Below are 23,418 nucleotides of genomic sequence, written 5' to 3'. Positions count from 1 at the left end.
ATCCATTCCATGCCGGGACTTTGCCCGGACATGGTTAAAGCCGCGTTACCACACGAGAACCTAGCGTGAACACACTGTTTCCACAGTCAAAAGGGATCACTTCCCGGCTTCGGCCTCGATTTGCTTGCGCGATTTGCGTTCGCGTTCGGTGGCGGATTTGAGCTGACCACAAGCGGCCATGATGTCTTCGCCGCGCGGAGTGCGAATGGGAGAGGCATATCCCGCCGCCAAGAGGATTTTGGCAAAGGCGTGGATGCGGTTGTTCGATGAACGTTTGTAGGGCGCGCCGGGCCATTCGTTGAACGGGATGAGGTTCACTTTGGACGGGATGCCCTCAAGCAGTTTGATCAAACGGTAGGCATCCTCGTCGCTGTCATTCACGTCCTTGAGCATCACATATTCAAAGGTGATGCGTTCAGAATTGGACACTTTCGGATAGTCGCGCAGCGCATCCAACAGCGTCTCGATGTTCCAGCGTTTGTTGATCGGCACCAACATGTCGCGGCTCTCATCCGTGGTCGCATGGAAGGACACGGCCAAGAGGCAGCCGATCTCTTTGGCCGTGCGGTGGATTTCCGGCACAACGCCGGAGGTGGACAGCGTGATCCGACGCCGTCCAAGGGCAATGCCGTCGCCATCCATCACGATTTTCATCGCGTCGCGCACGTTCTCAAAATTATAAAGCGGCTCGCCCATGCCCATCAAAACGATGTTGGAGAGCAGGCGAACATCCGGTTTACGTGACCCTTTTTCTGGCCACTCGTCCAAATCATCGCGTGCCATCATCACCTGACCGACGATCTCGCCTGCCGTGAGATTGCGCACCAATTTTTGTGTGCCTGTGTGACAGAAGGAACAGGTCAGCGTGCAGCCCACCTGCGAGGAAATACACAGCGTGCCACGGCCCTCTTCGGGGATATAGACGACCTCGACCTCATGCCCACCATTGATGCGGACGAGATATTTGCGGGTGCCGTCCTCGGAGACCTGTTTGGACACCACCTCGGGAATGCGGGCTTCGAACTTTGCATCAAGCTCTTCGCGGTAGGCTTTGCCCAGATTCGTCATCTGGGTGAAATCACGCACGCCCCATTGATATATCCACTGCCAAATCTGGCCCGCACGCATCTTCGCCTGTTTCTCAGGCGTCCCGTTTTCGATCAAAACCATGCGCAGGTCCTCACGGGACAGGCCGACGAGATTGATCTTGTCGCTGGGGTCCTCCTTGCGGGGGATGGTCAAAACATCCTGCGTGATCGGGGCGCGGGTTTGCATGCTCAGGGTCTCTTCTGTGATGGATAAGCGCGGCACATACAGGATTCGACGCTACAATGAAACCCATATGAAAAAGGCCCCGCAGGTTCCGCAGGGCCTTTGTTTTGTAGGAAAAAGGAAATTATTAACCGCCGCAGCGTTTGGCGGCCTCTTCAACGGAGGCGGTAAAGCCCAACAGCGAGAAGGTGTCTTTGGTGATCGTGCCACGCGCAGACCGCGCCGTCAGAGTCGCCGCAGAGCCGCGTTTCATCGCCGCAATGATTTTCGCGTCATCTTCCGGGGTCACGGCCCAGGCCGTTTCATCCTCGGATTTGGTGAACAGCGTGAAATCCGATCCGCCTATGTCGAGGCTGACCTCTGAGCCGGGGGCAAAGGGGTAGCCGCCCAAGAACGACACCTGACCGTTGACACCACTGGCCGGACCATAGGTCACGAACAATAGGATTTCACTGCGGGTAACCGATTTCAAACGGCCTGCGCTGTCGGTGTTAACGGTTTCTTTCGGCTTCGACACCGCCCAACACGTCTTGGACGGGGCGGCCTCTTCATAGACGTACCAGTCCGTGTTTGCGCCAACTTGATTGGTGCTTTCCTGCGCGACTGCATGGCTCGCAACCATAGCAAACCCCACCGCAAGAAGGCCCTGTTTCACAGAAAAACTCATGTTATCTCGCTGCCTCTAGCTATCATGGCCCATTTTCGATACGCCTCCGCTGTCTATAGCTGCGGTTTCGTGGCGTGATGAGACCTTTTTCGATGTTCCGCGGGCACAGTAACGTAAATCCGCTGATTTGGGAAAGGCCCCTTGGCGGAAATTCGCTGAAACGTGAAAGGAAAGAGCAAATGGATCAACAACGCCCCTCCACGCACCCCATGGTTGATGTCTGGCGCGGACCGATTTGCGAAAGCCGACATGACGGGTTCGCGGTGGTTTGCAACGCAAAAGGCGAGATCATTGAGGGCTGGGGCGATCTCGATACAGTGATCTTGCCACGGTCCTCGGTGAAGATGATCCAAGCGCTGCCTTTGGTCACATCGGGTGCCGCCGATGCCTTTGGTCTGAGTGTTGAACAACTCGCGCTGTCCTGTGCCTCGCACCAAGGCGCGCCGATCCACACCACGCGGGTTCTGAGCTGGCTGAATGGGCTGGGGCTGAGCCAAGAGGACCTGATCTGCGGCCCGCAACGGCCCTGGGACACGGACGCGCTTCACGCCCAAATCAAAGCGGATGAGGGCAAATGCAAAGTGCACAACAATTGCTCCGGCAAACACTGCGGATTTTTGACCCTGACCAAACATTTGGGCGCGGGGCCGGACTATGTTGATCCCTCCCACCCGGTGCAACGGGCCGCGCTTGAGGCGTTTGAAACCGTGACGGGCGAGACTTCGCCGGGTTACGGCATCGACGGGTGTTCTGCACCGAATTTCGCCACCACGGTGCGCGGGCTTGGCCGTGCGATGGGATATTTTTCTGGTGCGCGCGAAGACGGCGACACGATGGAACGCGCGGCGTTTCGATTGGCTAAGGCGATGCGCACCCACCCCGACCTGGTCGCCGGAGAGGGCCGCGCCTGCACCGAATTGATGCGCGCAGCAGGCGGCAAAGCCACGATCAAAACCGGCGCGGAAGGCGTATTTACCGCGATTCTGCCGGAACAGGGCTTGGGCATTGCGTTGAAAATCGCCGATGGAGCGACGCGCGCCTCCGAATGTGCGATTGCCGCTCTTTTGGTCAAGTTAGGTGCGTTAGACGCCAATGACCCGATGGTGAAAAAGCGGCTGAACCCGGAGGTGCCGAACTTCGCCGGAATCAACACCGGCGAGATCAAAACCGCCCCCGGTTTTCCGGTTTAAAACCAGTCCGCCATAAGTTTCAACGCCAAGGCGGTGGAGGCCATCACCAGCACCGGCTTGATCAGCTTTGCCCCCACGCGCGTGGCCAAGGTTGATCCAACATAGGCCCCGGCAATCTGCGCCGCGCCCATTGCCAAACCCAACATCCAAAAGGGTTTGGCGACCAAGATAAACCCGGTCAAACCGCCGATATTGGAGGCGAAATTCAACAGTTTGGTGTGGGCTGTGGCTTTGAGAATGCCGTAGCCCGCAAGGCTGACAAACCCGAGCATGAAAAACGCACCTGTGCCGGGGCCAAGCAAACCATCGTAAAATCCAATGAACGGCACAAAACACGTGGCAAAGACCACAGGCGTGATGCGTTGGGTCCGATCGACATCGCTCAGCCCCGGTTTGAAGGCAAAGAACAGCGCGATAGCGATCAGCAGAATCGGCAGACCCAGACGGATCACATCCGTCGGCAGAGAACTTGCCAAAAGCGCGCCAATCAACGCCCCGACAAAGGACAAAATTGCCGGGCCGATTTGACGTTTCAGATCCACATGTCCCGCCCGCGCATAAGTGATCGCGGCCATGCCCGCCCCAAACAGTCCCTGCACTTTGTTGGTGGCCAAGGCGGTGATCGGCGGCAGGCCCGCGAGCATCAAAGCGGGCACGGTGATCAAGCCACCGCCGCCCGCGATACTATCGACAAACCCCGCGGCAAAAGCCGCTGCGATCAACAGAAACAGAAGGTCGGTTGAGACCTCAAACATTCCGGCATTCAACTTGGGCGAACTCGGATTTCGCATAGCCTTGGACGTAAAGCAACGCGCTCAGATCGCCGTGATTGATGCGAATGTCGCATTCGGCGGCAACGGACGGTTTGGCATGAAGCGCAACCCCGGCTCCGGCCAGTTCCAACATGCCCAGATCATTGGCGCCATCGCCCACGGCCATTACATCGTCATGACCAAGGCCAAGACGGGCGGTGATGTCTTTGAGCGCTTGCACCTTGGCTTCGCGGCCAAGGATCGGCATCCCCGGCGCGCCGGTGAGTTTGCCATCTTCGATCAACAACGTGTTGGCGCGATTTTCGTCAAACCCAAGGGTCTGCGACACATAGCCCGTAAAGGCGGTGAACCCGCCCGAGACCAGCGCACAATAGGCCCCATCGCGTTTCATCGTCGCCAAAAGCGCACAACCACCCGGCATAAAGGTGATGCGTTCGTCGATCACCCGCTGGATGACGGATTCGGGTAAGCCTTTGAGCAAGCCGACCCGCTCTTTCAGCGCGCCTTCAAAATCCAATTCGCCATTCATTGCTTTGGCGGTGATGGCTTTGACATGATCGCCCACGCCCGCGACATCGGCCAATTCATCAATGCATTCCTGCTGGATCATGGTGCTGTCCATATCCGCCAAGAGCATCTTCTTGCGCCGTCCTTCTGTGGGAATGACGATCAAGTCGATGCCCTGTGCTTGCAGCCCATCCCAGACATCCCATTGATTCGACGGCACCGCCTCGACAGTGAATTCCGCAGCCTCTCCCAGTGCGAGCCATTTGAGATCGCCGCCGCCCCAAGCCGAGCGCAATGCATCGACGGTGGTCAGGTTGAGTGCCGGTACGGCGGGGTTTGTAAGCAGGATACAGGTGAACATGGGAGGCCTCCGTTTGTCGCCTGTTTACGCAATGAAATGCCGCGTTGCCAGTGCTATGAGCGCGCGTTTTGACGGTTTTCAGAGCAAGGCTCGAAGTTTCCAATCGGAAACGATCCAGCGCATATGCGACGTATGTCGGATAAAAATGCGACATCTTTTTGCGAATCTATATTGCTGCGCACTCGGAAAGCCTCTAATTCGATCAACGGGACACCTCTCCCCAACGAGAGGCATTTATCTGTAAGGATACCAGCAATGGCTACTAAGCACCCGCACTCGCGTCCTGCGAATCCGCGTTTTTCCTCTGGCCCCTGTGCCAAAATCCCCACATTTTCTCTCGATCTTCTGGCTGACGCCCCTCTGGGTCGCTCGCACCGTGCCGCCGTTGGCAAGGCAAAGCTGAAAGCCGCGATTGAGACGACCCGCGACATTCTCGGCATCCCCGAGGATTATAAAATCGGTATCGTTCCAGCCTCTGACACCGGCGCTGTTGAGATGGCCATGTGGTCGCTTTTGGGTGCACGTAAAGCCACGATGGTGGCTTGGGAATCTTTTGGTTCCGGCTGGGTCACCGATGTTGTGAAACAACTCAAAATCGACGCCGAAGTCAAAACCGCAGATTACGGTCACATCGTTGATTTCGCCGAGATTGATTTTAACACCGACGTTGTGTTCACTTGGAACGGCACCACCTCCGGCGTGCGCGTCCCCAATGGCGACAAAATCCCGGCCGACCGTGACGGCCTGACCATTTGTGATGCGACCTCTGCGGCCTTCGCGATGGACCTGCCTTGGGACAAACTCGACGTCACCACTTTCTCTTGGCAGAAGGTGATGGGCGGCGAAGCAGCGCATGGCATGATCGTTCTGTCGCCGCGTGCTGTTGAGCGTCTTGAAACCTACACCCCCGCATGGCCGATGCCGAAGATTTTCCGCATGACCAAAGGCGGCAAGCTGATCGACGGTATCTTTAAAGGCGAAACGATCAACACGCCCTCCATGCTCGCGGTCGAAGATTACCTTGTGGCACTTGAGTGGGCACAAAAAATCGGCGGTCTGCCGAAGCTGATCGAACGCTCCACCACCAACGCAAAAGTGCTTTGGGACTTCTGTGATCGCAACGATTGGATTGCCAACCTTGCCGAGGATGAGGCCACCCGGTCCAACACCTCCGTGTGTTTGAAATTCACCGATGATCGTATCAAAGACGGTGCGGCATTTGCGAAAGCTGTGGCGAAAAAACTCGAAGAGTATAACGCTGCCTACGACATCGGCGCCTACCGCGATGCCCCGGCTGGCCTGCGCGTGTGGTGTGGTGCGACGATTGAATCCTCTGACATCGAGGCTTTGACGCTCTGGCTCAAATGGGCCTTTGAAGAGTGCATCAACGCGCAATAAGCGCGCCAGATTTTCAAACATTCAGTCGGGCGGAGCGCGCCCGACACCCCCACACATATTTCAGGAGCGCCCATCATGGCCCCCAAAGTTCTCGTCTCCGACAGCCTGTCTGAAACCGCTGTTCAAATCTTCCGTGACCGTGGCATCGAAGTGGATTTCGAACCCAAACTCGGCAAAGACAAAGACAAACTCGCCGAAGTGATCGGCAAATACGACGGTCTTGCGATCCGCTCCGCGACCAAAGTGACCGCGGCCCTTTTGGAACACGCCACCAACCTCAAAGTGGTCGGTCGTGCCGGCATCGGCACCGATAACGTCGACAAAGAAGCCGCTTCGAAAAAAGGCGTGATCGTGATGAACACGCCGTTCGGCAACATGATCACCACTGCAGAACACGCGATTGCGATGATGTTTGCCGTGGCACGTCAATTGCCCGAGGCCTCCGCCTCGACCCATGCTGGCAAATGGGAAAAATCCAAATTCATGGGGGTCGAGCTGACCGCGAAAACCCTTGGCGTGATCGGCGCGGGCAACATCGGTGGCATCGTGTGCAACCGTGCGCTTGGCTTGAAGATGAAAGTGGTCGCCTATGATCCCTTCCTCTCCGAGGAACGTGCGGCTGAAATGGGCGTTGAGAAAGTCGAACTCGACGAGTTGCTCAAACGCGCTGATTTCATCACCCTGCACGTGCCGCTGACCGACAGCACTCGCAACATCCTCTCGAAAGAGAACCTTGAGAAAACCAAAAAGGGCGTGCGCATCATCAACTGTGCCCGCGGTGGTTTGGTTGACGAGGTGGCTTTGGCCGAATTGTTGAAATCCGGTCACGTTGCTGGTGCTGCCTTTGACGTCTTCGCCGTCGAACCCGCCACCGAGAACCCGCTGTTCAACCTGCCGAACGTCGTTTGCACCCCGCACCTTGGGGCCTCCACCACCGAAGCCCAAGAAAACGTGGCGCTGCAAGTGGCCGAGCAAATGGCCAACTACCTGCTGGATGGCGCCGTTGAAAACGCGCTGAACATGCCGTCGATGAGCGCCGAAGAAGCCAAAGTCATGGGTCCGTGGGTGAAACTTGGTGAAAGCCTTGGGTCGTTCATTGGTCAGGTCACTGAGGAAGCGATCGAAACCATCAACATCACCTATGATGGCGTCGCCTCTGAGATGAACCTCAAGGCGCTGGAAGCCGCCGTGATCGCAGGCATCATGCAGGCGGTGAACCCGGACGTGAACATGGTGTCGGCCCCGCTGATCGCCAAAGAGCGTGGCATTCAGATTTCCAAAACCACCCAAGATGCATCGGGCACATTTGATGGCTTCATCAAACTCGACATCCAAACGGTTGAAAAATATCGCACCATCGCGGGCACTGTGTTCTCCGATGGCAAGCCGCGCTTTATCCAGATCAAAGGCATCACCATTGATTCCGAGATCGGCGAGCACATGCTCTACACCACCAACAAAGACGTGCCGGGTGTGTTGGGTAAACTCGGGACATTGTTGGCCGAGCATGGCGAAAACATCGCGAACTTCACGCTGGGCCGCGCCTCCGAGGGCGGTGATGCGATTGCGATGACTTTCCTTGATACGCCGATCAAACCGGAAACTGTGTCCGCGCTGAAAGACACCGGGTTGTTCCAACGCGTGATCCCGCTGCACTTCAAAGCGTAATCAAAGCAACAGTCACGAAAAGATCACCAAGGGCCGCTGGAGTTTTCCGGCGGCCCTTCTATTTTGGCCGCAGCACAGGAGAGACACATGCGCATCTACGCCATCGGAGACATTCACGGACAACTCGACATGCTCAAGGCCGCTCATAAGCGGATTGAAGCGGATAAGGTGCGCGTGGGCGACCCCGATGCAAAGATCATCCACCTTGGCGATTACGTCGATCGTGGACCAGACAGCAATGGTGTGATCCAATATCTAATGGATGGGATCGCGGCAGGTCAGCCGTGGTTGGCCATTCGCGGCAACCACGACCGGATGTTTACCCGCTTTGTCCGCCACGGCATTGCTCATGATGCTCAGATCAAATCCGGCAAAAGCTGGCTACACCCGGCGCTGGGCGGGGTGGAAACGCTGGCCTCCTATGGCGTCGAGGCCAAAGACGGTGACTTTGAGCTCTGTCACATGCGCGCCCATAAGGGCGTTCCTACGGCTCATTTGGACTTTATCGAAAACCTGCCACTGACCCATCAATGGGGCAATTATCTCTTTGTTCATGCGGGCATTCGACCCGGCGTGGCGCTTGAGGATCAAGAAGAAGAGGATCTGATTTGGATTCGCGAAGGCTGGCTTGATTATCACGGCACATTGCCAGCGATGGTGGTGCATGGGCACACGGCCTTGGATGAGCCCACCCATTTTGGCAACCGCATCGACATTGATTCCGGCGCAGGTTACGGCCACCCGATGACAACATTGGTGATTGAGCACGGTCATGAAGAGGTGGTAACCGAGACCGGCCGTAAGCCCCTCACCCACGCCAAGCCCGGATAAGCTAAGGCTCCGCACGGCCCTGACATCGGCAATCAACAGCCTCAGTGCATGACATCTCTTGTGTGATTACGCGGATTTGCGGCTCTGCGCGGTCTTTTCATGTCAATTTTCGCAATTTGATTAAGACTCTCTTCACCCTGTTTGGACCATTCTACCGCAAAGCCCCGGTTGACTAGGACCGGGCAGGGTTTGAAGAGGTCCCATATGTCACTGTCTGAAACGTTTTCTCAGGAACGCCGCGCACGCCTTGCCGCTGAGCGGCTTCTGGAACTCAAACAGGCCGAGCTTTTCGAAGCCAATCGAAAGCTGTCGCAACATGCGCGGTCTCTGTCAGATGAGATCATCGTCAAACGCGAAGAGACTGAGGTGCTGCGCGGCGAGAACATCCGCACCAAAGAGGATTTGGAAAAGGCCAATGTGGCCGTCCATATTGCCGAACGCCGTCTTTGGGACTCGCTTGAAACCATTCAGGATGGGTTCGCCGTTTTTGACCCGTCTGACATCATGATCGCCGCCAATCCGGCCTATCTTCGGGTGTTTGACGGGCTCGAAGACATACAACCCGGCATCAGCTATCCCGACATTCTCAAACTCGCGGTCGAAGAGGGCATCGTTGATATTGGTGAACTGACCCGCGATGCCTTTATCGAACGCGCCATGATCCGCTGGCGTGCACCATCGCGCGAACCCCATGTGCTGCGGCTTTGGAACAACCAATTCGTCAAACTGGTCGATCGCCGCTCCTCTGACGGTGATATGGTGTCCTTGGGTCTCAACATCACCTCGACGATCCGCTACGAAGAACGGCTTAAAAAAGCGCGGACCAAAGCCGAGGCCGCCAACCGCGCCAAATCTGCGTTTCTGGCCAATATGAGCCATGAAATCCGCACGCCAATGAACGGTATGGTTGGCATGGCCGATCTCTTGGCGGAAACCGAATTGAACGAGGAACAAATCCTCTACGTCGAAACCATCAAATCCTCAGGCGAAGCGCTTTTGGGGCTGATCAATGACGTGCTGGATTACTCGAAAATCGAAGCCTCGAAACTGTCCTTGCACCCCGAACCCTTTGATCTTGAACGCTGCATTCAGGATGTTTTGGTGCTGCTACAACCCACCGCGACCCAGAAAAAAGTCGATCTGATCATCGACTATGACATGTTCTTACCGACCCGTTTCATCGGTGATCCCGGTCGGATGCGTCAGGTTTTGACCAATCTTGTTGGCAATGCGGTGAAATTTACCCATGCGGGCCACGTCATCGTCCGCGTTGTTGGCCTGCCAGAGGAAGGGGGCAAACGCCAGCGCATCCATATTTCCGTTGAAGACACCGGGATTGGCATCGCCCCTGATATGATCGAGCATATTTTTGGCGAATTCAATCAGGTCGAAGACGAGCGCAATCGCAAATTCGAAGGCACCGGCCTTGGACTCGCCATCACCCGTCAGTTGGTTCAATTGATGGGCGGAGAGATCTGGGTCGATAGCGAAGAGGGCGTGGGATCGTGTTTTGGCTTCCACATCACCATGGACGTGATTGCACAGCTAGAAGAGCAGCACCTGCCATCATGGATGCACAAAGCCGCGCTTTTGGATCATATCCATGCCAATTCCTTGATCTTGGAAAAGCAATTGACGGTGCTGGGATTTGAGGTGTCGCCGTTTGAAAGTGCTGATACGCTTTTGGCATCACCGCTCGATGCACAGGTTTTTTTGCTCGACAACAATATGCCAAACACCGACATCGGCACCTTGATCAAAACCCTGCGCATGCGCGGTGTCACGGCGCCGATCCTGTTGATGACCTCCGGGCCGGTTTCGGCGGGTTCTTTGGACGGGCATGATGCCACAACGTTGCAAAAGCCACTGTTGCGGGCAAACCTATGGCGGGCCTTGTCGTCGATCATCCCAGAAGAGCCAAGCCACCCCACATCCGAAACCGGTCGTCGCATGCGGGTTTTGGCGGCGGAGGACAACAAGACCAATCAATTGGTGTTCGGGAAAATGCTTAAATCCCTCGACATCGAATTGCGCTTTGCCAACAACGGGCGCGAGGCGGTGGAGCAATATCAGGGTTTTCAGCCGGACTTGATCTTTATGGATATTTCCATGCCCGAGGTGGATGGCAAAGAGGCCACCCGTCAAATCCGCGCGCTTGAAATTGACACCGGGGCGCATGTCCCAATTGTGGCCCTGACGGCGCATGCGATGGCAGGTGACGAGCATGACATTCTTGCGGCAGGTTTAGACCATTATATGACAAAACCTCTCAGAAAGGCGTCTATAGTAGATCGTATTTTGACAGAGCTTCCAAAAGGCTGCTGTCCAATCCTCCCGGAAGAACCAGCCACCGTTGCCTCCGGCGATACCGTCATGGCCGGCGAATAAGCCACTAAGCCGCCGCAATCACGTCCAACATAGCCGGGCCAAAACGTTCGGCAGGCTTTTCACCAATGATGCGCGCCATCGCGGAAAGGTCGCGCGGACGCAATTGGACGATTTTGGCAATCTGTCCGGGTGAAAGCGCCAGCGGTTTCAGCGTGCCACACTCACCACGCGCAAGTTTAAGTTGGATCTCTTGCAACTGATCAAACAAATCCCCACCACCGGAACTCGCAAGTTTGCGCCGTGACGGATGCACCTCGGGGCTTGGCGCGCCTAAGATGACCGAGAGAAACGCATCGCCGTAGCGTTCAAGTTTTTTGGCCCCAACACCCCCAATCCGCACCATCTCATCAAGGCTTTGCGGTCGCGTTTCGGCCATTTCGATCAGCGTGCGATCGGCAAACACGACGTAGGCCGGGACGCGTTGCTCTTCGGCAAGCGCGCGGCGTTTGGCTTTGAGAGCGGACAAAAGCGGCGCGTCTTCATCAGACACCAGCGCCTTGGCCACCGGGCCTTTGTGGGCCTTGGCCAAGGTATCGCGGCGCAGGGTGATACTCGCCTCGCCTTTGAGGATCGGCATCGCGGGTTCGGTCATGAACAACGCGCCGAACCGATCCGGGTTGGGCCGCACAAGATCGGCCCCCATCATTTGCCGAAACACCGCATTCCATTGCCGTTTGTCGTATTCTTTACCCACGCCAAACACCGACAATTGGTCGTGATTCCACTGCCCAACCTTGTCCGTCATCGTGCCCGTCAGCACGTCAATCAAATGCCCGGCGCCAAAGCCTTCGTCACACCGCAACACAGCGGACAATGCCTTGCGCACCGCGACCGTGCCATCAAACAGCGCGGGGGGACTGTCGCACAGGTCGCAATTGCCACAAGGCTCGGAGGTCTCGCCAAAATAGGACAGCAAGGTTTGACGCCGGCACATCTGCGCCTCTGCCAGCCCCAAAAGCGCATTCAACCGAGCATGATCCGCGGCGCGACGATCCGAGGGGGCCGGGCTTTCGTCAATCTGAGTGCGCCGAAACCGGATGTCGTCGGGGCCAAAGAGCGTGAGGGTTTCAGCAGGCGCACCATCGCGGCCCGAACGCCCAATTTCCTGATAATAGCTTTCGACCGATTTCGGCAGGTCGGCATGGGCGACCCAGCGGATATCCGGTTTGTCGATGCCCATGCCAAAAGCAACGGTGGCGACAACGATCAACTCGTCCTCTTGTTGAAACTGACGTTCGACATCGCGGCGACGCTCAGGCTCCATACCGCCATGATAGGCCTGCGCGAGATGACCCGCATCGGTCAGCGCCTTGGCGAGGCTTTCGGTTTTGGCACGGGTGCCGCAATAGACGATGCCGGATTGACCTTTGCGTGCAGAGGCAAAGCCAAGGATTTGACGGCGGGGCTGATCTTTAACTGCGAAGGCGAGGTGGATGTTTGGCCGATCAAAGCCGCGCAGAAACGCCTCGGGCGTTTGGCCGTCAAACAGCCGGGTGATGATTTCGCCACGGGTTTCTTCGTCAGCGGTCGCAGTAAATGCGGCCAAAGGCACATCGAGCGCACGGCGCAGATCACCGATGCGCAAATAATCAGGGCGAAAATCATGCCCCCATTGCGATACACAATGGGCCTCATCCACAGCGATCAGCGACACATTGGCCCGCCGCAACAGAGGTAATGTACCACCGGAAGCCAAGCGTTCGGGTGCCATATAGAGGAGTTTGAGACGGTTTTCGGCGAGGGCAGCAAAGACCTCATCGGTCTCTTCATCGGTGTTGCCAGAGGTGAGTGCGCCCGCCTCGACCCCCACCGCCTTGAGCGCCTGAACCTGATCGCGCATCAAGGCGATCAGAGGAGAGATGACCACGGTCAACCCGTCACGCACCATCGCGGGAAGTTGGAAACACAGCGATTTGCCGCCACCCGTCGGCATGATCGCCAAGACATTGCGCCCCGCAATGACGGCATCAACGATCTCTTCCTGGCCGGGGCGAAACGCGTCAAATCCGAACACGGACGACAAAAGCGCGCGCGCGTGGTTTCCCGTGTTCGGGTCCGCCTTGAGAGTGTCCATGTGATCCTGCTCTTTGTTGCGGTCAGAATCGCACGGGCAGCCGCGAGGCTCAAGCGGTTTAGTAGAACATGCCTGCGTTGTTATAGATGATCCGCTCCAGCGCGTAGATCGCGATAAAGGCCACCAGCGGAGCAAGGTCGAGACCACTCATCGGCGGTAGGATTTTACGGATCGGACGATAGATTGGCTCCAACAAACGCGAGAGGCCTTCCCAGATTTGATAGACCAACGGCTGGCGCACGTTGAGCACCTGAAAATTGATCAACCAGCTCATGATGATCTGAACGATCATGACGAATTTCACGATGCCGAGGATCATGAGAAGAATTTGGGAAAGAGACATCATGTGCAGGGGTCCAATCAGTAAGGTTGTTCAATCACCTAAGGTCTCCGTCCCGATCGTGCAAGATGGACGATGTCGCATCCCGTGCCGCAACGTCCCGGCTTGACCGAATTTGCCGCGACTGCGAAAGGTTTACGCATGTATCCATTTGTCCGCATGATCCATCAATCCCGCAAAGTGCGTAACGCGCCAAAACTTGGCCTGTTCGACGCACATTTGTCGCATCACTATTGCCTGCCTTGGGACATTGACCTTTGGCTTGAGTTGAATAACGGAAGAACCTTAACACTCTTTGATCTTGGTCGGATTCCGATGTCGATCCGCAATGGCACCGCCCAGGCGGCAAAAACCGGTGGGTTTGGCATGGCTGTGGCCGGGGCCTCGGTGCGCTATCGCAAGCGGGTCACGACGTTTCAAAAGGTCGATATGTGGACCAAGCCGTTGGGGTTTGATGACAGGTTTCTCTATATCGAACAGTCGATGTGGGACCAAAAGGGTGACTGTTGTAACCATATTCTGATCCGGGGCGCTGTGATCAAAAACCGCAAAATGGTGCCGCCGCGCGACCTTTTGGCGATGATCGAGCCAGACATCGAAAGTCCGCCCCTGCCCGAGTGGGTTCAAAATTGGATTGAGGCGGACAACACGCGACCTTGGCCGCCTGTGCGCGATTGATGCCTTAGGCGTTGCGCGCGCCCCCATTTGCCTGTTCTATCGCGTCAACTGAGGTGAGAAGGCAGGACCATGGGCGCACCAAGTCACAAAAAACGTATCTGGGGCTGGATGATGTATGACTGGGCGACGCAGCCCTTTCACACGCTCATCATCAGCTTTATTTTCGGCCCCTATTTTGCCGAACAGGTGATTTCTTATCTGACGGCTGGCGGCATGGAAACGTTACAAGCCAAGGCGCAGGCGCAATCCATCTGGGGCTATGGTTTGACCGTGACCGGGTTGTTGATTGCGGTGAGCGCGCCTTTGCTCGGCTCGATTGCCGATGAAAGCGGTAGCCGGATGCCGTGGATCAAACTGTTCTCCGCGCTCTATGTGATTGGCGCTGCGGGACTTTGGCTCGCGGCACCGGGCGATTTCCCCACGGTACTCGTGCTGATTTTCTTTGGTTTGGGCCTGATTGGGGTCGAATTCACCACAATTTTCACCAACGCGCTTTTGCCCGCTTTGGGCACCCGCGCTGAGATTGGCAAAATCTCGGGCAATGGCTGGGCTTGGGGCTATGTCGGCGGGATCATTGCGCTGGTGATCATGCTTCTGCTCTTCGCCGAAAACGCCTCTGGCGGGACACTTTTGGGCATCCCGCCCCTGTTCGGATTTAACCCGGAGATGCGCGAAGGCACGCGGTTCGTCGGCCCGTTTGTGGCACTTTGGTTTGTGATCTCGATGATCCCGTTTTTCCTTTGGGTCACAGAGCCAAAGATCAAAGGCTTGTCACTCACCGGCGCCGTGTCAAAAGGCATTCGTGATCTCGGTCGCACGCTCGCGTCCTTGCCCTCGCGCAAATCGCTGTTTTCCTATCTGATCTCGTCAATGTTCTACCGCGATGCGTTAAATGGCGTGTTTACCTTTGGCGGTATTTACGCCCTTGGCGCGCTCAATTGGAGCGTGGTCGACATTGGCGTGTTCGGTATTTTGGCGGCTTTAACAGGCGCAATTTTCACCTATTTTGGTGGCTTTGCCGATCAAAAATTTGGCCCGAAACCCGTGATCATTTTCTGCATCCTTGTGCTGGTCTCAACCTGTTTGGTGATCTTGACCATCACCCGCGAAAGCGTGCTGTTCATGGCCGTTGACGCCACAAGCAAACTGCCGGATGTGGCGTTTTACATCTGTGGTGCGGTCTTGGGTGCCGTCGCGGGCGTGATCCAATCGGCAAGCCGCACGATGATGGTGCGTCAAGCCGACCCAGATCGGATGACAGAAGCGTTCGGACTTTACGCATTGTCGGGAAAAGCGACGTCTTTTCTGGCCCCTGGCTTGATCGCAGTGATGTCTGATGTCACCGGATCACAGCGCCTCGGCATTATGCCGCTGATCGGGCTTTTCCTTCTCGGGCTTGTGCTGTTAGCTTGGGTCAATCCTGAGGGAACGCCAGAAGGAACAAAGGTGTAAAAATGATGCGTAATTGGGTTGGCCTGTTGGCCTGTGTGATGCTTGTCGCCTGCGTCGGCGGCGGAAAAGACCGTGCGCCGGAGCACAAGGTCACAGTTTCCTCATCCGATCACAGACCTGCCAAAGAGGTCTTTGGCCCCATTGCTACGCCCTCAAGACAAGAACCAGCCTCCTTTGGCAGCTATGCCAAGGGCTGTATCGGCGGGGCGGCGCAATTGCCCGAAACCGGGCCGACATGGCAAGCGATGCGCCTGTCGCGCAACCGCAATTATGGCCATCCTGTTTTGATTGATTTCCTCGAAGATCTGTCGCGCAAAGCCGCCGCTCAACCAGGATGGGCCGGCATTTACGTCGGCGACATGAGCCAGCCGCGTGGCGGGCCGATGTCTTCGGGCCATGCCAGCCATCAAATCGGGTTGGACGCCGACATTTGGATGTTGCCGCCGAAACGGTTGGATTTAACCGCGGCGGAACGCGAAAACATTTCGTCGATTTCGATGCGCCGCGCCGCAGGTGCCTATGTTAACGACAGTTGGACACCACAGCATCATCAGGTTTTGAAAGCTGCGGCAAGCGACCCTCGCGTGGCGCGGATTTTTGTCTTTCCCGGCGCAAAAGTCCAAATGTGTAAGGATGAAAAGGGCGACCGGACGTGGCTGCGCAAAATCCGACCGTGGTATGGTCACCACTATCATTTTCATGTGCGGTTGAACTGTCCGAAAGGCGATAATGCTTGTGTGGACCAAGCCCCGCCACCGCCAGGCGATGGCTGTGCCGACGCGCAGGACTGGGTGAACAACATCCTCAATCCGCCACCGCCAAACCCCAATGCCAAGCCTGCGAAACCGAAACCACCAATCACCCTCGCGACACTCCCTGCACAATGCTCCGCCGTAGCCTCCTCGCGCTGATCGCGAGCCTTGTCCCGCTCACAGGGCAGGCCGAAAGCGCGCACTATCTGGGCAGCTTTGTGTGGACATCCCCTGAGGAGCGTTTTGGTGGATTTTCAGGGTTGGAAATATCGGAGGATGGGCATCACTTTTACGCACTCTCAGATCGCGCTACCCTGTTTTCCGGCACATTGACCCGGACTGACAAAGGCGTCGTGTCCGCAGCTCAAATTGATAAGGTTCAACGCCTCAGGTCCGAGAATGGTACCCCTATGGGGATCGCCAAAGGCGATTCTGAAGGGTTTGCTTTGGCGCCAAACGGCACCGCTTACGTCTCCTTTGAGGGCAAGCATCGGGTCGCACGACTGTCGTTTAAAACAGGACAGACGACGGATCTCAAAGGCCACCCCGATTTCACCAAGATGCAGGCCAATTCGTCGCTTGAGGCCCTAGCCGTGGATGAAAATGGCGCAATCTTTACGCTACCGGAACGCTCTGGGGCGATGGACCGCCCCTTTCCGCTCTATCGTTTTCGCGCTGGGACAGGCTGGGATCAGCCCTGGTCGATCCCACGGCACAGTGGCACGGATTTTCTACCTGTCGGGATGGATTTTGGCCCGGACGGGAAGCTCTATCTTTTGGAACGCTGGTTCACCGGGATCGGGTTTTCAAGCCGCGTGCGGCGGTTCGATATGACACCCAAAGGCCCCGCCAATGAGATCGAACTGTTGCGCACGACGACAGGCACCCATGACAATCTTGAGGGCATTTCGGTTTGGTCTGATGCGGCGGGGATTCACCTCACAATGATCTCCGACGACAATTTCCGGTTCTTCCAGCGCACCGAACTGGTCGATTACCTGGTGCCGAAATAGCGCTTGAATTGCAGTTATACTGGGGTTAAACGCGCCCATCGCCTCGCAGTCGCGGGGCCGAGTTGCCGTCACCTTCGATAAAAAACGGATCTAACATGAAACGCATCCTTCCTGGCATTCTTGCCATGGCCGCCATTGTTGTGGCCTCCAATATCCTCGTACAATTCCTCATCGCTGATGGGCTTTTGACCTGGGGCGCCTTTACTTACCCCTTTGCCTTTCTCGTCACCGATGTGATCAATCGCGTCTATGGCGTGCAATCTGCGCGCAAAGTTATTTTTGCGGGCTTTGCCACCGGCATTGTGTGTTCGCTCATCGGCACACAGATCATGCTGCAAGGCGACGGCTATACCTATGCCGCAGTCGCATTGCGTGTGGCTGTGGGGTCTGCCACCGCTTTCCTCGTTGCTCAGCTTGTTGATGTCTTTATTTTCAATAAGTTACGGGATGGAGCCTGGTGGAAAGCGCCATTTGCCTCTTCCTTCATCGGGTCGGCATTAGACACCACGATCTTTTTCACCCTCGCCTTTTCTCAGTCCATTGTTTTCTTTGGTGAAACTGCGGATATGGAAATTTCTTGGGCGTGGGATTCTGTGCCGTTCTTGTTGGTCGGCCCTGCCGTACCGCTCTGGGTCTCGCTCGCAGTGGCCGATTGGGGTGTAAAACTTGCCCTCGCCTTAATCGCTCTCGTACCTTTCCGCCTCATTGTTAGGCGGATGACGGCACCTTTAGTATAATTTTACTTGCCATATACCAAATCTGTGCCACCATCCAAGTATCGGCAATTCATCGAAAGGAGGTGGTCCAGTGTCTAGAGTGATAGTGGAGATTGAGGTCAAGACAGTCGGGGGGGCCGCGACTTAGAGGCAGTCCTTTGGGTTAAACACCCCTGATTGGGCTCTTTCCTAACTGGCCCATCTCCGAAGATCTCGAAGGGCTGTCTGATCTGGACAGCCCTTTTCCTTTGGCCGCATGTCGTTGTCAAAGGCCGCGCATTTAAAGCGTTCCGCCTTTAACCTGAAACAAGTTTATGGCGGAACGCTTTAGATGCGCAACAACACCTCATCGTAGAAATCCTTGGCGGCTTGCGGCAGTTCTTTGAAACGGTTGCGGATGATGTAATAGGGCGAGACTGTGATCTTTTCCGCAAGGTCTATGGTAGTCAAATGTCCGCCCAGAATAGGCCCGCTCAATAGGCTCGCGACCTCTTTCGATTGCGGTGCAATGACGTCCAAACTATCCAGCATGGCCAACACGATCAACAAAGACGAACTGTTGATAATGCGGGTCGGCGTGGGTTCGCCCGCGCTGTGAAACGCCTCCTCCACCGCAAGTCGGATGGGAGAACCGCGTTCCTGAATGACCCAATCATAGTCTTGCAAATCCTCAAGGCGCACATTGGCGCGGCCCGCCAAAGGATGGCTGTCGCGGATGATCAGACGGACGATTTCCTCCTGCGCCGGATGTACCAAAAAATCCCGACTGTCTTGGGTCGCAGGGATTCGGGCAAAGATGAAATCGAATCGGCCTTCGTCCAAACCCCGCACCAGATCAACGGAGGGGCCGACCTCGATAGTCACGTCGATATGCGGTGAACGGGCGCGCACCGCCTCCAACGCTGGCATCAGAGTCGAAACCGCAGGCCCTGTCACCGAGCCAATCCGAACCTCCCCCGCCTGCCCGCTTTTGAGCCGCTGGACGTCTTTATCGAGACCATCAAGTTCCGAGAGGATCACGCGGGCGTGGCGAACAAAGGCCATACCAAGCGGCGTGACCTCCATGCCTTTTGGCCCCCGCTTAAACAATGGTGCGCCCACGTTTTTTTCCATGTCGGCCAAGATGCGAGAGGCGGCAGGTTGCGACATGGCCATAGAGGAGGCGGCCTTTTGCAACTGCCCCACTTCGGCGATTCTAAGGATCAATCCGAGGTGGGTCGATTTGGTTTGTCGTAGATGGGCCATGGGAACATGCCTCATATAACATTTATGATATGCCAAACACACATAATAGAATTTTACAGTTATGTGAAGCCTGCCTAGGGTCCGCACTAGGGGATCAACCCTAAAACGGGACGTGGGAGACGGCCGGGGAGGCCGTGTGGAGCGTCCGATTGGGAGGAACTATGAAACTCAAAACTATTCTTGCCGCAGCGACTGCGGCAATTGCATTGTCGTCAGCGGCCTATGCAGACGGGCTTGTGGGCATCGCCATGCCGACCAAATCTTCGGCGCGTTGGATCGCGGACGGGGACAATATGGTTAAGGAACTTGAAGCGGCAGGCTACACCGCCGATCTTCAATATGCCGAAGACGACATTCCGAACCAATTGGCGCAGATCGAAAACATGATCACCAAAGGCGTGGACGTGTTGGTGATTGCGGCGATTGACGGCACCACCTTGTCGAATGCACTCGAAAATGCGGCTGCGGCGGGCGTGAAAGTCATCGCCTATGACCGTTTGATCCGCGACTCTGGCGATCTCGATTATTATGCCACATTCGACAATTTCAAAGTCGGCGTGCAACAAGCAACCTCCATCGTTGAGGGTCTGAAAGCGCGGTTTGGCGACGGACCGTATAACGTCGAACTCTTCGGCGGCTCGCCGGACGACAACAACGCCTATTTCTTTTACAATGGCGCGATGTCGATCCTTCAGCCTTTGATTGATGATGGCACCATCGTTGTTCAGTCCGGTCAAATGGGCATGGACAAAGTCGGCACCCTGCGCTGGGACGGTTCTGTGGCTCAGGCACGGATGGATAACATCTTGTCCGCCAATTATACCGACAAAGAAGTCCACGGCGTTTTGTCCCCTTATGACGGTCTCTCCATCGGCATCCTGTCCTCGCTCAAAGGCGTGGGGTACGGCTCTGGCGATTTGAAAATGCCGATCGTGTCCGGTCAAGACGCAGAAGTGCCGTCGGTGAAATCCATCTTGGCAGGCGAGCAATATTCGACCGTGTTCAAAGACACGCGCGAGCTTGCGAAAGTGACCGTCGGCATGGTGAACGCGGTTCTTGGCGGTTCTGAGCCAGAGATCAACGACACCACCACCTACGACAACGGCGTCAAAGTCATCCCCTCTTACCTGTTGGAACCCGTCGCCGTTGACGCCAGCAATTGGGAAGAGGTGCTGATCGGCTCCGGGTATTACAGCATGGATCAGATCAAGTAACCTCCACTTGATTTGAGATCAGCGTCGTCCGGGTTCTTTCCGGGGTCGGGCGACGCGTTTCCTTTGTCCCACCGGGGTGGGCGCGGACAAAGGCAGGACGGAGCGCGTGGCGCTCAAAGGGGACATCATGACCACACTTCTCGAAATGCGAGACATCACCAAAGAGTTCCCCGGCGTGAAAGCGCTTGATCAGGTGAACCTTGCGGTAAAAGACGGCGAAATTCACGCCATTTGCGGCGAAAACGGCGCCGGAAAATCAACCTTGATGAAGGTTCTGTCCGGCGTGTATCCGGCAGGCAGCTATGACGGCGAGATTCATTTTGAGGGCGCTTTGGCGCAGTTTCAGGGCATCCGCGACAGCGAAGATCGCGGTATCATCATCATTCACCAAGAGCTGGCTTTGGTGCCGCAACTGTCAATTGCTGAAAACATTTTCTTGGGCAATGAGACGGCCAAAGGCGGCGTGATCAATTGGCACGAAGCCAACCAACGCACCAGCGCGCTGTTGAAAAAAGTCGGCCTCAATGAAAGCCCAACCACGCTGATTGACAGTCTGGGTGTCGGCAAACAGCAACTTGTTGAGATCGCGAAAGCGCTCTCCAAGGATGTGAAACTTTTGATCCTCGACGAGCCGACAGCGGCGCTACAAGAGGGCGACTCGCGTAAACTTTTGGACCTGATGCTGGAGCTTAAGGCGCAGGGCGTCACCTCGATCATCATTTCGCACAAGCTGGGCGAGGTGCGCTATGTCGCCGACACAGTGACGGTGATCCGTGACGGTCGGTCGGTCTCAACATTGGACGCCAAGGCGGGCCTGTCCGAAGATCAGATCGTGCGCGACATGGTCGGGCGCGATATGTCCGACCGCTATCCCGCGCGCACCCGCCGGGCGGGCGAAATGTTGATGGAGGTTGAGGGCTGGAACGTCTGGCACCCCGAACATGCGGACCGTCAGGTGATCAAAGACATCGCGTTCAATGTCCGCGCCGGCGAAGTGGTTGGCATCGCTGGGCTTATGGGCTCAGGGCGGACCGAATTGGCCATGTCGATTTTTGGCCGCTCCTATGGGCGCGGCATCACCGGCACAGTCAAATTGCACAGCAAAGAGGCCGATGTGTCCCGTGTTGATCGGGCGATCAAGGCGGGTTTGGCCTATGTCACCGAGGACCGCAAAAGCCTTGGGTTGATCCTGGACGAAACCATTCGGTTCAACACCACTTTGGCCCATCTTGAAGGCGTGTCCAAAGGCGGCGTTTTGAACGCCAACGCAGAGACCAAAGTGGCCGAAGACTACCGCGAAGCCCTGCGCACCCGCACGCCCTCGGTGTTTCAAAAGGTCGGCAACCTGTCAGGCGGCAATCAGCAAAAGGTGGTTTTGGCCAAATGGCTGAACACCTCGCCCGAGGTTTTGATCCTTGATGAACCGACCCGCGGTATCGACGTGGGTGCGAAATACGAAATCTACGCGATCATCAATGAGCTTTCGGCACAGGGCAAAGGGGTCGTGATGATCTCGTCCGAGATGCCCGAACTCTTAGGCATGAGTGATCGCATTTACGTCATGAACGAAGGCGCTTTTGTCGGCGAACTCTCCGCCGAAGAGGCCAACCAAGAGCGCATCATGTCGCTCATCGTCAACGAATAAGGGGCCGTGGAAATGGACACTCACACCAAAGGGATTAAGGCACATTTGGCCGCCCATATGCGCGATTTCGGTCTGTTGTTTGCGCTGATCGCCATCATGGTATTCTTTCAAATCGTCACCGGCGGCACATTGATGCGCCCGGTAAACATCACCAACCTGTTCTTGCAAAACAGCTATGTGATCATCATGGCGCTGGGGATGCTCATCGTCATTGTCGCGGGCCACATCGACCTGTCTGTCGGTTCGGTGATGGGATTTGTCGGCGCTTTGGCCGCCGTGTTGATCGTTCACTACAACCTGCCGGTGGCTGTGACCGTGCCGATCTGTTTGATTGCGGGGGCCGCAATTGGCGGCGCGCAGGGCTATTTCGTGGCCTATTGGCGCATCCCGTCTTTCATCGTGACCCTCGCGGGCATGTTGGTGTTTCGTGGCTTGTCGCTGTGGCTGCTTGAAGGCCAATCGGTTGGCCCCTTTCCCAAGAGCTTTCAGATCATCTCAACGGGCTTTGTGCCGGAGCTTTTCCCAGCGAGCTGGGGCGAAGGTCTGGCGATGCTCTTTGGCGCACGCAAATTCAACGTGCTCTCCTTTGCGCTCGGCCTTGCCGCCGCAGTCTCTGTCATCCGCATGGGCCTGAAAGCGCGCAAACGCGATATGGACTATGGCATTGAGAGCGAACCCGCAGGGCTGTTCTGGGCCCGCACTTTGATCGTCAGCGCGGCCATCGTGTTTTTGATGTTCAAACTCTCCACCTTTCGCGGCCTGCCCAATGTGGTGGTGACCATGGGCGTATTGATCATGATCTACGCTTTTGTCACTGAACGCACCGTTATTGGCCGCCGCATCTATGCGCTGGGCGGCAATGAAAAGGCGGCGAAACTGTCGGGTATCAAAACCGAACGCCTGACCTTTTTGGCCTTTGTGAACATGGGCGTCTTGGCCGCTTTAGCTGGGTTGGTCTTTGCCGCACGGTTGAACACGGCGACCCCCAAAGCGGGCTTTTCACTTGAACTCGACGTGATCGCGGCGGTGTTCATCGGTGGCGCGTCAATGTCGGGTGGCTCGGGCAAAATCATCGGGGCCGTTGTGGGTGCCTTTATCATGGGCGTGATGAACAATGGCATGTCGATCATGGGCATCGGCATTGATTACCAACAGGTGATCAAGGGCCTGGTGCTGCTCGCTGCCGTGTTCTTTGACGTTTACAACAAAAACAAACAAGGCTGAGGCCTGACGG

20 protein-coding genes are annotated in these 23,418 nt (G+C 56.3%); 13 read left to right on the top strand and 7 right to left on the bottom strand.

Annotated elements, in window-relative coordinates:
- Positions 1 to 96: 96 nt before the first annotated feature.
- Together rlmN and DA792_RS17350 are read right to left on the bottom strand one after the other, a co-directional pair.
- Entirely contained in the window at positions 97 to 1,275 is a 1,179-nt protein-coding gene (gene rlmN / locus DA792_RS17355; RefSeq protein WP_107721504.1) for a 23S rRNA (adenine(2503)-C(2))-methyltransferase RlmN, read from the bottom strand.
- A gap of 124 nt (positions 1,276 to 1,399) precedes the next feature.
- Entirely contained in the window at positions 1,400 to 1,939 is a 540-nt protein-coding gene (locus DA792_RS17350; protein WP_074645067.1) for an invasion associated locus B family protein, read from the bottom strand.
- A gap of 179 nt (positions 1,940 to 2,118) precedes the next feature.
- On the opposite strand from DA792_RS17350, the gene DA792_RS17345 reads away from it, so the two are divergent.
- The gene (locus DA792_RS17345) at positions 2,119 to 3,129 is read left to right on the top strand and encodes an asparaginase (protein ID WP_107721502.1); all 1,011 of its coding nucleotides are present in this window, start codon (positions 2,119 to 2,121) and stop codon (positions 3,127 to 3,129) included.
- On the opposite strand, the gene DA792_RS17340 is transcribed toward DA792_RS17345, so the two are convergent.
- Both DA792_RS17340 and serB read right to left on the bottom strand, forming a co-directional pair.
- A complete protein-coding gene (locus DA792_RS17340; RefSeq protein WP_107721500.1) occupies positions 3,126 to 3,884 on the bottom strand; it encodes a TSUP family transporter in 759 nt (252 codons plus the stop codon). The genes DA792_RS17345 and DA792_RS17340 overlap by 4 nt on opposite strands.
- Positions 3,877 to 4,770 (bottom strand): phosphoserine phosphatase SerB, encoded by an 894-nt coding sequence (serB, locus tag DA792_RS17335; RefSeq protein WP_107721498.1) that lies wholly within the window; start codon positions 4,768 to 4,770, stop codon positions 3,877 to 3,879. The genes DA792_RS17340 and serB overlap by 8 nt, the downstream gene beginning before the upstream one ends.
- Before the next feature lie 255 nt (positions 4,771 to 5,025).
- On the opposite strand from serB, the gene DA792_RS17330 reads away from it, so the two are divergent.
- The 4 genes from DA792_RS17330 to DA792_RS17315 all read left to right on the top strand — a co-directional run bounded on the left by DA792_RS17330 (position 5,026) and on the right by DA792_RS17315 (position 11,055).
- Entirely contained in the window at positions 5,026 to 6,168 is a 1,143-nt protein-coding gene (locus tag DA792_RS17330) for a phosphoserine transaminase (RefSeq protein ID WP_107721496.1), read from the top strand.
- 75 nt (positions 6,169 to 6,243) lie between these two features.
- Positions 6,244 to 7,836 (top strand): phosphoglycerate dehydrogenase, encoded by a 1,593-nt coding sequence (serA, locus tag DA792_RS17325; protein WP_107721494.1) that lies wholly within the window; start codon positions 6,244 to 6,246, stop codon positions 7,834 to 7,836.
- Between the two features lie 87 nt (positions 7,837 to 7,923).
- Positions 7,924 to 8,667, top strand: a complete 744-nt coding sequence (locus DA792_RS17320; RefSeq protein ID WP_107721492.1) for a metallophosphoesterase family protein — start codon at positions 7,924 to 7,926, stop codon at positions 8,665 to 8,667.
- Between the two features lie 204 nt (positions 8,668 to 8,871).
- Positions 8,872 to 11,055: an ATP-binding protein gene (locus DA792_RS17315; RefSeq protein ID WP_107721490.1), complete on the top strand. Its 2,184-nt coding sequence runs from the start codon at positions 8,872 to 8,874 to the stop codon at positions 11,053 to 11,055.
- Positions 11,056 to 11,059: 4 nt separating this feature from the next.
- Here DA792_RS17315 and recQ read toward each other — a convergent pair whose 3' ends face one another.
- Positions 11,060 to 13,129 (bottom strand): DNA helicase RecQ, encoded by a 2,070-nt coding sequence (gene recQ / locus DA792_RS17310; RefSeq protein WP_107721488.1) that lies wholly within the window; start codon positions 13,127 to 13,129, stop codon positions 11,060 to 11,062.
- A gap of 58 nt (positions 13,130 to 13,187) precedes the next feature.
- Positions 13,188 to 13,475, bottom strand: a complete 288-nt coding sequence (locus DA792_RS17305; protein ID WP_107721486.1) for a YggT family protein — start codon at positions 13,473 to 13,475, stop codon at positions 13,188 to 13,190.
- Positions 13,476 to 13,544: 69 nt separating this feature from the next.
- On the opposite strand from DA792_RS17305, the gene DA792_RS17300 reads away from it, so the two are divergent.
- From DA792_RS17300 to DA792_RS17280, 5 genes are all read left to right on the top strand, one after another.
- Positions 13,545 to 14,147, top strand: coding sequence for an acyl-CoA thioesterase (locus DA792_RS17300; RefSeq protein ID WP_254679302.1), 603 nt, complete (start codon positions 13,545 to 13,547; stop codon positions 14,145 to 14,147).
- 69 nt (positions 14,148 to 14,216) lie between these two features.
- Positions 14,217 to 15,599 carry an MFS transporter gene (locus DA792_RS17295; RefSeq protein ID WP_107721484.1) on the top strand — a complete coding sequence of 461 codons (1,383 nt, stop codon included), beginning with the start codon at positions 14,217 to 14,219 and terminating at the stop codon, positions 15,597 to 15,599.
- Between the two features lie 2 nt (positions 15,600 to 15,601).
- The gene (gene mepA / locus DA792_RS17290; RefSeq protein ID WP_107721482.1) at positions 15,602 to 16,510 is read left to right on the top strand and encodes a penicillin-insensitive murein endopeptidase; all 909 of its coding nucleotides are present in this window, start codon (positions 15,602 to 15,604) and stop codon (positions 16,508 to 16,510) included.
- Positions 16,483 to 17,364: an esterase-like activity of phytase family protein gene (locus tag DA792_RS17285; protein ID WP_107721480.1), complete on the top strand. Its 882-nt coding sequence runs from the start codon at positions 16,483 to 16,485 to the stop codon at positions 17,362 to 17,364. The genes mepA and DA792_RS17285 overlap by 28 nt, the downstream gene beginning before the upstream one ends.
- 95 nt (positions 17,365 to 17,459) lie before the next feature.
- Positions 17,460 to 18,101, top strand: a complete 642-nt coding sequence (locus DA792_RS17280) for a queuosine precursor transporter (protein WP_107721478.1) — start codon at positions 17,460 to 17,462, stop codon at positions 18,099 to 18,101.
- Positions 18,102 to 18,407: 306 nt separating this feature from the next.
- Here DA792_RS17280 and DA792_RS17275 read toward each other — a convergent pair whose 3' ends face one another.
- Complete coding sequence (locus DA792_RS17275; protein WP_107721477.1) at positions 18,408 to 19,325, bottom strand: LysR family transcriptional regulator; 918 nt, start codon at positions 19,323 to 19,325, stop codon at positions 18,408 to 18,410.
- Positions 19,326 to 19,486: 161 nt separating this feature from the next.
- Between DA792_RS17275 and chvE the strand changes: the two genes are divergently transcribed.
- From chvE to mmsB, 3 genes are all read left to right on the top strand, one after another.
- Positions 19,487 to 20,539: a multiple monosaccharide ABC transporter substrate-binding protein gene (gene chvE, locus DA792_RS17270; protein ID WP_107721475.1), complete on the top strand. Its 1,053-nt coding sequence runs from the start codon at positions 19,487 to 19,489 to the stop codon at positions 20,537 to 20,539.
- 127 nt (positions 20,540 to 20,666) lie between these two features.
- Complete coding sequence (mmsA, locus tag DA792_RS17265; protein WP_107722753.1) at positions 20,667 to 22,184, top strand: multiple monosaccharide ABC transporter ATP-binding protein; 1,518 nt, start codon at positions 20,667 to 20,669, stop codon at positions 22,182 to 22,184.
- A 12-nt stretch (positions 22,185 to 22,196) separates the two neighbouring features.
- Entirely contained in the window at positions 22,197 to 23,408 is a 1,212-nt protein-coding gene (gene mmsB / locus DA792_RS17260; RefSeq protein ID WP_107721473.1) for a multiple monosaccharide ABC transporter permease, read from the top strand.
- Positions 23,409 to 23,418 lie beyond the last annotated feature (10 nt).

Source organism: Celeribacter baekdonensis, assembly GCF_003047105.1.
GTDB classification, from domain to species: domain Bacteria; phylum Pseudomonadota; class Alphaproteobacteria; order Rhodobacterales; family Rhodobacteraceae; genus Celeribacter; species Celeribacter baekdonensis_B.
This window is presented reverse-complemented; position numbering and strand designations above follow the sequence as displayed.